Raw genomic sequence first — 12,663 nt, 5'->3', positions numbered from 1 at the left:
CCTGACGCCACTGCGGCACATGTCGCAGTGGCGACGAACAGGCATTACATGCCCAGCGTGGCGACCATCACGGCCTTGATGGTGTGCATACGATTTTCGGCTTGTTCAAACACGATGGAGTGGGGCGATTCAAACACCTCCTCGGTGACTTCCAGTCCCTTCAGACCAAAGGTCTGCTCGATCTCCCGCCCTGTCAGGGTGTGTTCATTGTGGAAGGCTGGCAGGCAGTGCATAAACTTCACCTGCGGGTTTTGCGTTGCCTTGAGAACGCAGGCATTCACCTGGTAAGGTTTCATCAGCGCCACGCGCTCAGCCCAGGCGCTTTTGGACTCACCCATCGACACCCAGACGTCGGTGTAGAGGAAATCAACGCCGCGTACCCCTTCCTCCACCTGGTCGGTCAGGGTGATTCTGGCGCCCGTCTGTCTGGCTATCTCCTGGCAAACCGTCACCAGCTGTTCGTCAGGCCAGAATGATTTCGGTGCCACCAGGCGGATATCCATGCCCATTTTGGCGGCCCCGACCATCAGTGAGTTACCCATATTGTTTCGGGCATCGCCCAGGTAGGCAAAAGCCATGTGATCGAGTGTCTTGCCGGGGGCATGTTCCAGCATGGTCATGAAGTCGGCCAGGATTTGCGTCGGATGAAATTCGTCAGTCAGTCCGTTCCACACCGGTACACCGGCATGGGCGGCAAGCTCTTCAACAATCGACTGACCAAACCCGCGGTATTCAATTCCGTCATACATGCGGCCGAGCACGCGGGCGGTGTCTTTCATCGACTCTTTATGGCCAATCTGCGAGCCAGACGGGCCGAGATAGGTTACCCGCGCCCCCTGATCGAACGCGGCGACTTCAAAGGCACAGCGGGTCCGTGTCGAGGTCTTCTCAAAAATCAGGGCGATATTTTTGCCGGCCAGTTTTTGCACTTCCTGCCCGGAATATTTGGCTTTTTTCAATAAGCACGACAGATCGATCAGCTGCTGGATTTCCGCCGGAGTAAAGTCCAGCAGTTTCAGAAAGTGACGGTTATGCAGAGAAGCAGACATGATTATTTCCTTATATCACTGGGTGTGGGGATGGATGACGGGCAAATCAGCGTGCCTTTATCACCGCGCAGGATCCCGGCGGCATCGGCCAGCGAACCAATTCCGGCGATGCGGTTTTGCTGTTCAACAAACTCACAGGCTGCGGCGATCTTTGGCCCCATTGAACCGGCATCAAACTCAATCCCTTTCAGGTCTGAGGGCGTGGCGTGGTGCAGCGAACGGCAGTCGGGTTGGCCCCAGTTGAGGTACACGGCGTCAGCATCGGTGAGGATCAGCAGCGCATCAGCGCCAATCTGCCTGGCCAGTAATGCCGCAGAGCGATCTTTATCAATCACGGCTTCCGTTCCGCACAGCCGGTTATGGCTGCGTGTCACGGGAATGCCGCCGCCGCCGTTACAAATCACCAGATGCCCTGACGCCGTCAGAGACTGAATAGCCTGGAGCTCGACAATTCGGACGGGGAGCGGAGAGGGCACCACCCGCCGGGTAAAATTGCCGTCTTTTTTCATCGACCAGCCATGTTCTTCCGCCAGCAGACTGGCCTGCTCCGGGCGATAAACCGGGCCGATATATTTGGTTGGATGACTGAATGCCGGATCGTCTGCATCGATCTCAACCTGGGTCAGCAGTGTGCTGATGTGCAGGTCGGGCAGGCGATTTTGCAACGCCTGTTGCAGCATGTAGCCAATCATTCCCTGCGTTTCAGCCACCAGTACGTCAAGGGGGTAGGGGGAAACGGCCTCGTAAGCGCTGTTCTGCAGGGCAAGCAGGCCAACCTGAGGGCCGTTGCCATGAACCAGAATAATGCGCCACTCTTGCGTCAGCGCCGCAATCGCGCTGGCGGCGTCTTCGATATTCCGGCTCTGAATATCCGCCTCCAGGGGTTCACCCCGCTTTAACAACGCGTTGCCGCCCAGCGCGATGACTAATAAAGGTTTGTTCATTGATGCCTCCTTTTGGGCTTTAAAGGCCATCCCGTTCCAGCGGACAGCTCATGCAGCGTGCGCCACCGCGCCCTCTGCCCAGTTCGTTACCGGGAATGGGCAGCACGGTGATCCCGGCTTTGTCGTATTTTTCATTGGTATAGATATTGCGCTCGTAGCCGATGACGACGCCGGGACGCACGGCAAGCACGTTGTTGGCATCATTCCACTGCTCGCGCTCTGCTTCGAAACGGTCGCCCCCGGTGGTAATCAGATGGATCTGGTCTAAGCCCAGTGCCTGCTCAATCGCCTTCAGCAAGCTGCTTTCTTCTTTGCGGTGCAGGCCGCCCTGACCATCGCTGGTGATTGTCCAGCAGCGGGTCTGAGGACCGATGGCTTCGGGGTAGACGGAAAATGTATCCCGATCCAGATGCGTCATCACCGTGTCGAGATGCATGCAGGCGCGCTGTTTAGGCAGTTCAACGACGATGACTCTGCTTGCCTGCTGATGCCCGAACAGCGCGCGTGCGAGAAATTCAACGCCGCAGGATGTCGTGCGTTCAGACAGACCAATCATGACGGTGCCGTTCCCCAGCACCAGCACGTCTCCGCCTTCAAGCGTGGCATCTTCGTAGTTGGTCTTTTCATCATCGAAATATTTAATAAAGTCGCCCTTTGAGAAGGACGGATGCCAGCGATAGATCGCTCTCAGATTGTTGCTTTCCCTTTGCCGGACAGGTTTAGCCATCGGATTGATCGACACACCGCCGTAAAGCCAGCAGGAAGCATCACGGGTAAACAGCTGGTTGGGCAGCGGAGCCATAATGAAATCATCCGGCTGGTGGAGATCGATGGCCATATTGCTGAAATAAGAGGGTATTTCTTCATATGTTAAGCCCCCGGAAAGGTAACGAGCCAGCTGGCGGTCGGTGGTGTCTGCCAGCCAGCCGCGTATATCTGCCGCAAATGAAGGACTGAGGTGATAATCAGAGACCTGCGTTTTAAGCAGCCACTCTTTGGCCGTGGGCAGCGCTAAGGTTTCTGTTAACAGATCGGTAAAAAGTAAAACCTCAACGCCCTGTTCACGTAGCGTGGCCGAAAAGATATCGTGTTCTTCCCCGGCTTTTTCGACAGACAGCACATCATCGAACAACAGATCCTGACAGTTCGAAGGCGTCAGCCTTTTTAAACTTAAATTAGGGCGATGAAGCATCACCGAGCGAAGCTGGCCTATTTCCGAGCCGACATAATGTCTGTTCATATTCATTTCCTTTTTTAGGGCGATAGCTGTCCGCAGTGAAAGCGATGTTCACGTTGTCTCAGTCAGTTACGTTCAAAATTCCCTGACGATAGTAATAGCCGAATGAATCGTGAATGTGATTTTTATCACGTAAAGCCCACTGTTCCGTGTAATGTGATCTGAAGTTGATGATGGTCATTTTTATCGCGATTTTAATCATCGCCAGAGTGAATAGTTAACGGTAATTTCTGACTTAGTTTTTATTTTCGGCGTAACTTGTTGTGTTTAGTGTTTTTTACGATTTTTTAATTGACTGTTTTTAAAGGTTTTTAATTTTATAATGCATAGGTATTCTTTTATTCTGCTAGTTAATCGCAATGAGCATGAGAATTGTGAGATATTTATTCTGCTAAGTGCGTTTGCCAGGGTTTCTATTTTTGTGATGAATGGATAAGCGTTGTTTTTTATTTGCGGCATTCAATAGGTTACATTTGTCATTTTTAAAAAAGTAAAATGAATTATGTAATGTGAATGGATTCTTATTCAGCAACAGAGCGCGGCAGTGCTGTTTTTTTGAAATAAGTATATTTAACGGGGAAGGAAAGATCAGAGAGGCAGCGAATCAGGTTAATTCGCTGCCGGCCAGTCTGATTAGTGGCTGGAGGAGAGGGTGGCGACCATCACCGCTTTAATGGTGTGCAGACGGTTTTCGGCCTGGTCGAACACCACGCTGTGCGGGGACTCAAACACCTCGTCGGTCACTTCCATGCCGCCGTGCAGGTCGTACTGCTGCGCCATCTGCTGGCCAAGCGTGGTCTGGTCGTCGTGGAAGGCAGGCAGGCAGTGCAGGAACTTCACCTGCGGGTTGCCGGTGGCCTCCAGCATCGCCATATTCACCTGGTAAGGGCGCAGCAGAGCAATACGCTCCTGCCACACTTCTTTCGGCTCACCCATCGATACCCAGACGTCGGTATAGATAAAGTCAGCGCCTTTGACACCGGCGGCAATCTCTTCGGTCAGGGTGATTTTCGCCCCGGTTTTTTCCGCCACTTTCTGGCACTCGGCGACCAGCGCGGCATCCGGCCAGCAGCTTTTCGGTGCAATCAGGCGCAGGTCGAGGCCCACCAGCGCGGCGGCTTCCAGCAGGGTGTTGCCCATATTGTTATGGGTGTCCCCGACGTAGGCCAGCGTCATCTGGCTGAAGGCTTTTTCCGGCAGGTGTTCCTGCATGGTGAGCAGGTCGGCCAGCAGCTGGGTGGGATGGAACTCATTGGTCAGCCCGTTCCACACCGGCACACCGGCGTGTTCGGCCAGCGACTCAACCAGCGCCTGGCCGTGACCACGATACTGAATGGCGTGATACATACGGCCGAGCACGCGGGCGGTATCCTTCATCGACTCTTTATGGCCGATCTGACTGCCGCTCGGGCCAAGATACGTGACGTTCGCGCCCTGATCGAATGCGGCAACTTCGAAAGAGCATCGGGTACGGGTCGAGTCTTTTTCGAAGATGAGCGCAATATTCTTACCTTGCAGGTGCTGAATTTCTTCGCCGTTTTTCTTATCGGTTTTCAACACAGACGCCAGCGCCAGTAAGCCGTTGATTTCAGAAGGGGTGAAATCGAGCAGCCTGAGGAAGTGACGTTGATATAACTGACTCATAAAGCACTCCAGGTAACTTTTATTGAATTAAAATTCAATTTAACCGTATTAATATTCACTTTCAACCCCGGTGAGCAGAAACTTGCTTTTAATGGTAGTGGCGCAGAGAGCACTGTGGGAAAATACGCGAAATAACGCCCTAATGAGGAAGAGATCATGGCTAACGAAGCATTGTTGGAAGAGCAGCGTGAAGAAACACGGCTGATTATTGAAGAGCTGCTGGATGACGGCAGCGATCCGGACGCGCTGTACACCATTGAGCATCACTTCTCCTGCGACAGCTTTGACGCGCTGGAAAAAGCGGCGGTGGAAGCCTTTAAGCTGGGTTATGAAGTCACCGAACCGGAAGAGCTGGACCTGGAAGACGGCACGAAAGTGATGTGCTGCGATATCCTGAGCGAAGGCGCGCTGAACGCCGAGCTGATTGACGCGCAGGTTGAACAGCTGATCGACGTGGCCGGTAAATTCAACGTTGACTACGACGGCTGGGGCACCTATTTCGAAGACCCGGACGCGCAGGATGAAGACGACGAAGACGGTGAAGATGGCGAAGCCATCGACGGCGAAGATAACGGCATTCGTCATTAATCACTCCCTGTAAATTCTGGCCGGGCATGCCCGGCCACTACGTGATCTGTATTGTATGAACATCGAACACCTGCTTGCCCCGGTCCTGGAATTCCTTCACTGCCGTACGCCACAAGCCTGGATTGACGAAGCCCGTCAGCCGCAGCATCTGTCTCTCCTCCTGACCGACCATCTGGTGTGCGAACTGAAAGCCGCGCAGACCGCAATGTGGCTGATCCGTAAATATGTTGCCGATAAAGCCAGCGGCGATGCCTTACTGGCGTGGCTGAAGCCCTGGGAAAACTTTGTCCATAACGACCAGGCCGACCTGGCGTTCCTTGAACAGCACAAAGGCCTGTCGAAAACTATCATCAGCCGCGAAGAGGTGCCGTACGGCGATGAGCTGGTGGATAAGATGGTGCTGCTGATCAAAGAGGAGCTGCACCATTTTTATCAGGTGCTGGAAATTATGCAGGCGCGCGGTATTCCCTATATGAGGATCACCGCCAGCCGCTATGCGAAAGGGCTGCTGCGTGAGATTGCCACGCACGAACCGCAAACGCTGGTGGATAAGCTGATCTGCGGCGCGTACATCGAGGCGCGCTCCTGCGAGCGTTTCGCCAGCCTGGCACCGTATCTGGATGAGGAGCTGGCGGCGTTTTATGTCTCTCTGCTGCGCTCTGAGGCACGTCACTATCAGGATTATCTGGCGCTGGCCGCGCTGATCTCACCGACCGATATCAGCGCGCGGGTGCGTAAAATCGGGGAAACAGAGGCGCGGCTGATCGGCGAACCGGATACGCAGCTGCGTTTTCACAGCGGCGTGCCGGTGTTAACCTGACGGATTACAGGGTTTTCAGCATCGTGACTTCGCAGTCTACGTGGCCGGTTGACCCCATCGGCCCGTCGATGTGTGTAAATCCGAGGTGTTCATACAGGCGAATGGCGCGCGTCAGCGAGGCGGTGGTTTCCAGATAGCAGCGTTTGAATCCCTGGCTGCGGGCAAAGTCCATCGCCTGGAGCGCCAGCGTTCGCGCCAGACCCTGACCGCGCACCGACGGCATAAAATACATTTTCTGCAGTTCGCAGATGTCCGCATCGCTGCACGCCAGCGGTGCCACGCCCCCGCCGCCGACCACTTCGCCTTCCAGCTCAACCACCCAGTAAGCGCAGTTCGCTTCACTGTAAACCTCATATAAGTGGTCAAGATTTGGGTCGGAAACGGTGTAGCCTTTATCTGCCGTCAGGCCAAATTCTGCCGATACCGCGCGGATCACCGCAGCAATATGCGGATTGTCAGCGGGAGCGATCGGGCGCACGCGCAGGGTAGTCTGAATTGCGGTTGTCATACATTTCGCTCATGGTCGGTCGGTTGCAGGTAGTGTAATAACATTGCCGGCGTGCGGATGCAATGGCCTGCACGTGGGCGCGCAACTGGTCTTAGGACGATTCTAAATGATAATTATTTATTGTCGGGTTTCCATTGCCATGCTTAAATAGCCCGGCTATTTATTACGCTTTTTATTTTCTGCTTTGCAGAAGACTATTTCTATTTTCAGGAAGAAAAACAAATGGAAAACAATACCTCGAATCAGCAACGCCATGCGGTGCTGTTCCACGGGCGTTCTGGCGAATATTTTTCTATCTGGCTGGTCAACGCACTGCTGACCCTGGTTACGTTAGGCATTTATTCCGCATGGGCAACCGTCCGTCGCCGTCGCTATTTCTTTGGTAACACAGAAATTGCCGGTGACCGCTTTGATTATCACGCTCGTCCTGTCGACATCCTGAAAGGCCGTATCATCGTCTTTGTGGGGCTGGTGCTGTTCTTTATCCTCTCCTCTGTTTTACCGGCTATTTCTCTGGTATTCCTGCTGGCATTCTGTGCACTGATCCCCTGGATTATCATCCGCAGCTGGCGCTATAACGCGCTGATGAGCAGCTTCCGTGGCGTGCGGTTTAACTACCTGTGCCGCGTGGGCCGTGCCTACTGGACGATGTACCTGTGTCCGATGCTGCTGATTGTGGCGCTGTATGTGGTCATGGCGCTGATCGGCATGGCGGCGATTAACATCGGCAATATCAGCGTCGCGCTGATCCTCGGCATCATTGGTTTTGTAGCGTTCCTGGCCGGTATGGCTGCGGTGCATGGCACCGTGGCTGCACTGAACCACGATCTCTATATCAACAATATGTCCTACGGTTCGCTGCCATTTAAAGCCGAACTGAGTAAAAAAGCCTTTATCAAAATGGTGCTGATCAGCTTTCTGATTATGCTGCCTTTCCTGATTATTTCGGGAATGTTGATTGGTACGCTGTTTGTTTCGATCTTTTATTCCATCGCCATGGGCGTGACCGATCCTGAGATGCTGAACTCACTGATGGCGGGGAATATGTTAAATATCTTCCTGACCTTCCTGGTATTACTGTTCGGTACTTTAGTTTCTTCTGCTTATTTAGTTGTGGCGCAGCGTAATTACGTGTTTGGCCAGACTAAACTTGGTGAAAAACTCCGCCTTAAGTCAACTATGTCTACCGGTTCTTTCCTTGGACTGACGCTGACCAATACCCTGATTGTGATTTTCACACTGGGTCTGGGTACGCCAGTCGCGGAAGTTCGTCTGGCACGTTATATGGCCAAAAGCACCGAGCTGGAAGGGGATATTTCTCTGCTGGACGTGCAGGCGCATAACGAAGGTGCCGGTACGGCCGTTGCTGAAGAAGTGGCTGCCGCATTCGATCTGAACGTTGGCATCTGACTTGCAACTGAACGGCTTTTATCAGTACCCAGGACGGGCAGCTCGCGAGGCTGCCCGTCTCACATTGGGCGAACAGCATCTGACGCTGCAGCTGGATAACCACCGGCAGCTGGTGATGCTGAAGGATGTCACGGTGTCTGACGCGCTGGGTTCCATCCCGCTCACGCTGTCATTCCCGGACGGCGGGCGCTTTGTGCCGGATGACGATGCGGCGTTTCGTCAGTGGTGGCAGCAGCGGCGCCGGCCTGGCCTGGTTCACCGGCTGGAGCAGCACCGCCGCGGCGTTGCGCTGACCCTGCTGGCGACGCTGGCCGCTATCGCTTTATGGATCTGGGTAATACTGCCCGCGACCAGCATCGTGCTGGCGCAGCATATTCCCTCTTATGTGGAACGTCAGGTCGGGCAGCAAACGTTTACCCTGTTGCAGAATTCCGGCTTCAGCGCCGGGCGTCTGACGCCTGAGCAGCAGCAGCGCATTAACCGGCTGTTCCGCGACAGCATTCCGGCGGAGATGAAAGAGGATCCGACGCCGCTGCGGCTGAAGATCATGCATTTTTCCGGCGGGGCAAACGCCTTTATGCTGGCGGACGGTACGCTGATTGTCAGCGATGATCTGGTGCGCATGGCAAAAAGTGATGACGCGATAGTGGCGGTGATGCTGCACGAGATGGGGCATCATCAGCACCGGCACGTCATGCGCATGCTGGTACGTTCGTCGCTGGTGTCGCTGAGTTATCTCTGGCTTACCGGAGACGTCAGTGGGATTGGCGATACGCTGTTGCAGTCAGCGGCCTTTATTGACCAGCTGCAGTATTCGCGCAGCATGGAGCGTGAGGCGGATGACTATGCGATTGCGCAGATGAAAGCTCAGGGACGTTCTCTGGCCGCGATGGCGGAGATTTATCGTCAGCTTGAGCAGTCAGCAGAGAAGGGTAACAGCGGGATCAATCTGCCGGAGTGGATGAGTACCCACCCGGATATGCCGGAAAGGATAAAAGCCGTTCAGGCTGCGCAATAACGCCATAAAAAAGGGCGACCGAAAAAGAAGGTCGCCCCCTACGAGGGTGTTGTAGGGGCGGACCATCTTTTCCGGTCCGCCCGCCTGCCACCCTTACAGCGCGGCGATCACCGCCTGCTGCTCAATCAGTTTGACCTTCGCCTGCTCAAAGTCTGCCAGACGCTCACGCTCTTTCGCCACCACGGCTTCCGGTGCGCGCGCCACAAACCCTTCGTTGCCCAGCTTGGTGGTGATCTTCTCCATCTCCACGTCCAGCTTCGCCACTTCCTTCACCAGACGCTCCAGCTCGGCGGTTTTATCCACCAGGTCGGCCATCGGGATCAGCAGCTCGGCACCGTCAACCAGCTTGGTCACGGAAACCGGACCTTTCTCGCCTGCCGGCAGCAGCTCCAGCGTTTCCAGACGCGCCAGGGTTTTCAGGAAGTTATGGTTGTCGTTCACACGACGCACCACATCAGCGCTGGCACCGCGCAGCATCACGTCCAGCGGTTTGGCCGGAGAGATGTTCATATCGTTGCGAATATTACGCACCGCGACGATAGCCTGCTTCATCCATTCGGTATCGGTCATGGCAGCCGTATCCACACGGCTCTCGCTGTACTCCGGCATCGGCTGCAGCATGATGGTGTCGTCGCTGATGTTTTTTAGGGCTTTCACCTGCTGCCAGATGGTTTCGGTAATAAACGGAATAATCGGGTGCGCCAGGCGCAGCAGCGCTTCCAGTACCGTCACCAGCGTGTTGCGCGTGCCGCGCAGCTGGGCTTCGGAACCGCCGTTCATCACCGGCTTGGCCAGCTCCAGATACCAGTCGCAGAACTGATTCCAGGTGAACTCATACAGGATGTTAGCCGCGATATCGAAGCGGTAGCTGTCCAGCGCGCCACGGTAAGCTTTCACCGTTTCGTTGAATTCCGCGAGGATCCAGCGGTCCGCCAGCGACAGCTCCAGCTCGCCGCCGTTGAAGCCGCAGTCGTGCTCTGCGGTGTTCATCAGCACAAAGCGGCTGGCGTTCCACAGCTTGTTACAGAAGTTACGGTAACCTTCCAGGCGTTTCATATCCCAGTTGATGTCGCGGCCGGTAGAGGCCAGCGCCGCCAGGGTGAAGCGCAGGGCATCGGTGCCGTGCGGCTCAATGCCGTTCGGGAACTGCTTCTCGGTGCGCTTGCGGATTTTTTCCGCCAGCTGCGGCTGCATCATGTTACCGGTGCGCTTCTCTAACAGGTCTTCCAGCGAGATGCCGTCTACCATATCCAGCGGATCGATGACATTTCCCTTCGACTTGGACATTTTCTGCCCTTCGTCGTCGCGGATCAGCCCGGTCATGTACACGGTTTTAAACGGCACCTGCGGCTTACCGTCTTCGTCTTTGATGAAGTGCATGGTCAGCATGATCATGCGCGCAATCCAGAAGAAGATGATGTCGAAGCCACTGACCAGCACGCTGGTCGGGTGGAAGGTGCGCAGCGCTTCGGTATTCTCCGGCCAGCCGAGGGTGGAGAAGGTCCACAGCCCGGATGAGAACCAGGTATCCAGCACGTCTTCGTCCTGAGTCAGCACCACGTCGGCGGCGATATTGTTTTCTGCACGCGCTTCGGCTTCATTGCGCGCCACATAGACGTTGCCTTCGGCATCGTACCAGGCCGGAATGCGGTGGCCCCACCACAGCTGGCGCGAGATACACCAGTCCTGGATATCACGCATCCAGGAGAAGTACATATTTTCATACTGCTTCGGTACGAACTGGATATCACCCTGTTCCACCGCTTCCACTGCGACTTTCGCCAGCGGGGCGGTACGCACGTACCACTGGTCGGTCAGCATCGGTTCGATCACCACGCCACCGCGATCGCCGTAAGGCACGGTCAGGTCGTGAGGTTTGATCTCATCCAGCAGGCCGAGAGCGTCAATTGCCGCGACAATCGCTTTACGCGCGGCAAAGCGCTCCAGCTTCTGGAACTCCGCCGGGATGGTGGGATCGCAGGCGTCAGACTCTTCGCCGTTGGTGTCGTACACCTGAGCGGATTCACGGATATCACCGTCGAAGGTCAGAATGTTGATCATCGGCAGCTTGTGGCGACGGCCCACTTCGTAGTCGTTGAAGTCGTGCGCCGGGGTGATCTTCACGCAGCCGGTGCCTTTCTCCATGTCGGCATGTTCGTCACCGACGATCGGAATGCGGCGGCCAACCAGCGGCAGCACGAGGAACTTGCCGATCAGGTCTTTATAACGCGGATCTTCCGGGTTGACCGCCACGCCGGTATCACCGAGTACGGTTTCCGGACGGGTGGTGGCGACCACCAGGTAATCCTTCCCGTCGGCGGTTTTCACGCCGTCGGCCAGCGGATAGCGGATATGCCACATGGAGCCTTTCGACTCGCGGTTTTCCACTTCCAGGTCAGAGATGGCGGTGCGCAGTTTCGGGTCCCAGTTCACCAGGCGCTTGCCACGGTAAATCAGGTTCTCTTTATGCAGGCGAACGAACACCTCTTTCACCGCGTTGGACAGGCCTTCATCCATGGTGAAGCGCTCGCGCTCCCAGTCCACGGAGTTACCCAGACGGCGCATCTGGCGGGTAATGGTGCCGCCGGATTCGGCCTTCCACTGCCAGATTTTTTCGATAAAGGCGTCACGGCCATAATCTTTACGGGTTTTACCCTCTTCGGCGGCGATTTTACGCTCGACCACCATCTGCGTGGCGATGCCCGCATGGTCTGTACCCGCCTGCCACAGGGTGTTTTTCCCCTGCATACGCTGGTAGCGGATCATGGTGTCCATGATGGTCTGCTGGAAGGCGTGACCCATATGCAAGCTACCGGTGACGTTCGGCGGCGGGATCATGATGCAGAAGCTTTCCTGGCTCGTGTCGCCATGCGGTTTGAAATAGCCCTGTTGTTCCCAGTGCTCGTAAAGCGGCTGCTCGATATCTTGCGGGTTATATGTCTTTTCCATGTCTGCTATGTCTTAGGCAAAGGGGGCGTTGCCGTATTCAAGTGGAATCCAACGCTGCGATAGGCTTTATAGCGGTCGCGCGCCAGCTGTTTCAAAGATGTTTCATAGGGAACGAAGTCTACCACTTCATAGAAAGCGGTGGCAAAATCTGCAAACTGCGGCAGCAGGCTGATCAGCAGGTCGCGCGGGGAATTGCCGCGGCGCTGAGGCCAGGCCAGCTCCACCGGCGCGCCATATTTCGGGCCTTCACCGGCCAGATTATGCGGCACAAAGGCATCGGCCGGGCGCTGCCACAGGGCTTCGTCCAGCCGGATGGCCTGCGCTTCGTCTTCACAGGCGATCAGCACGCGTTTCCCGTCACGCCAGCGGGCCTCGGCCAGATCGCAGACCAGCGCTTCCTGAGCGCTCAGCCCGTCAACCGGGGTGTCGGTTTCCAGCAGATAGAAAGTTGCGTTTTTCATAATGATGCCAAATGATTGCGTCAGGACTGTAGGGG

At 55.5% G+C, this 12,663-nt stretch carries 11 protein-coding genes; 4 read left to right on the top strand and 7 right to left on the bottom strand.

Annotation, left to right across the window (positions count from 1 at the left end; translation table 11 throughout):
- Window positions 1–44 precede the first annotated feature (44 nt).
- The 4 genes from argF (ABEH87_RS17860) to argF (ABEH87_RS17845) form a co-directional block, all read right to left on the bottom strand.
- The gene (gene argF, locus ABEH87_RS17860; protein WP_346578283.1) at window positions 45–1,049 is read right to left on the bottom strand and encodes an ornithine carbamoyltransferase; all 1,005 of its coding nucleotides are present in this window, start codon (window positions 1,047–1,049) and stop codon (window positions 45–47) included.
- A gap of 2 nt (window positions 1,050–1,051) precedes the next feature.
- The gene (gene arcC / locus ABEH87_RS17855; RefSeq protein ID WP_346578281.1) at window positions 1,052–1,993 is read right to left on the bottom strand and encodes a carbamate kinase; all 942 of its coding nucleotides are present in this window, start codon (window positions 1,991–1,993) and stop codon (window positions 1,052–1,054) included.
- Between the two features lie 19 nt (window positions 1,994–2,012).
- The gene (gene arcA / locus ABEH87_RS17850; RefSeq protein WP_346578279.1) at window positions 2,013–3,233 is read right to left on the bottom strand and encodes an arginine deiminase; all 1,221 of its coding nucleotides are present in this window, start codon (window positions 3,231–3,233) and stop codon (window positions 2,013–2,015) included.
- A 630-nt stretch (window positions 3,234–3,863) separates the two neighbouring features.
- A complete protein-coding gene (gene argF / locus ABEH87_RS17845) occupies window positions 3,864–4,874 on the bottom strand; it encodes an ornithine carbamoyltransferase (RefSeq protein ID WP_346578278.1) in 1,011 nt (336 codons plus the stop codon).
- 156 nt (window positions 4,875–5,030) lie between these two features.
- Between argF (ABEH87_RS17845) and rraB the strand changes: the two genes are divergently transcribed.
- The gene (rraB, locus tag ABEH87_RS17840; RefSeq protein ID WP_346578276.1) at window positions 5,031–5,462 is read left to right on the top strand and encodes a ribonuclease E inhibitor RraB; all 432 of its coding nucleotides are present in this window, start codon (window positions 5,031–5,033) and stop codon (window positions 5,460–5,462) included.
- A 55-nt stretch (window positions 5,463–5,517) separates the two neighbouring features.
- Complete coding sequence (gene miaE / locus ABEH87_RS17835) at window positions 5,518–6,282, top strand: tRNA isopentenyl-2-thiomethyl-A-37 hydroxylase MiaE (protein WP_346578274.1); 765 nt, start codon at window positions 5,518–5,520, stop codon at window positions 6,280–6,282.
- 4 nt (window positions 6,283–6,286) lie between these two features.
- Here the strand turns inward: miaE and ABEH87_RS17830 are convergent, their stop codons facing one another.
- Window positions 6,287–6,790 (bottom strand): GNAT family N-acetyltransferase, encoded by a 504-nt coding sequence (locus ABEH87_RS17830; RefSeq protein WP_346578273.1) that lies wholly within the window; start codon window positions 6,788–6,790, stop codon window positions 6,287–6,289.
- Window positions 6,791–7,012: 222 nt separating this feature from the next.
- On the opposite strand from ABEH87_RS17830, the gene ABEH87_RS17825 reads away from it, so the two are divergent.
- On the top strand, window positions 7,013–8,200 hold the full coding sequence (locus ABEH87_RS17825; protein WP_346578272.1) for a YjgN family protein: 1,188 nt from the start codon (window positions 7,013–7,015) through the stop codon (window positions 8,198–8,200).
- A 1-nt stretch (window position 8,201) separates the two neighbouring features.
- Window positions 8,202–9,218, top strand: coding sequence for a M48 family metallopeptidase (locus ABEH87_RS17820; protein ID WP_346578271.1), 1,017 nt, complete (start codon window positions 8,202–8,204; stop codon window positions 9,216–9,218).
- Between the two features lie 93 nt (window positions 9,219–9,311).
- Here ABEH87_RS17820 and ABEH87_RS17815 read toward each other — a convergent pair whose 3' ends face one another.
- Both ABEH87_RS17815 and ABEH87_RS17810 read right to left on the bottom strand, forming a co-directional pair.
- The gene (locus ABEH87_RS17815; RefSeq protein ID WP_346578269.1) at window positions 9,312–12,167 is read right to left on the bottom strand and encodes a valine--tRNA ligase; all 2,856 of its coding nucleotides are present in this window, start codon (window positions 12,165–12,167) and stop codon (window positions 9,312–9,314) included.
- Window positions 12,168–12,172: 5 nt separating this feature from the next.
- On the bottom strand, window positions 12,173–12,628 hold the full coding sequence (locus tag ABEH87_RS17810) for a DNA polymerase III subunit chi (protein WP_346578267.1): 456 nt from the start codon (window positions 12,626–12,628) through the stop codon (window positions 12,173–12,175).
- Between the last annotated feature and the right edge of the window lie 35 nt (window positions 12,629–12,663).

This window comes from Erwinia sp. Eh17-17, assembly GCF_039675725.1.
Classification (GTDB): domain Bacteria; phylum Pseudomonadota; class Gammaproteobacteria; order Enterobacterales; family Enterobacteriaceae; genus Erwinia.
The sequence above is the reverse complement of the archived record's forward strand: the minus strand, read 5'-3'. Positions and strand labels throughout refer to the sequence as shown.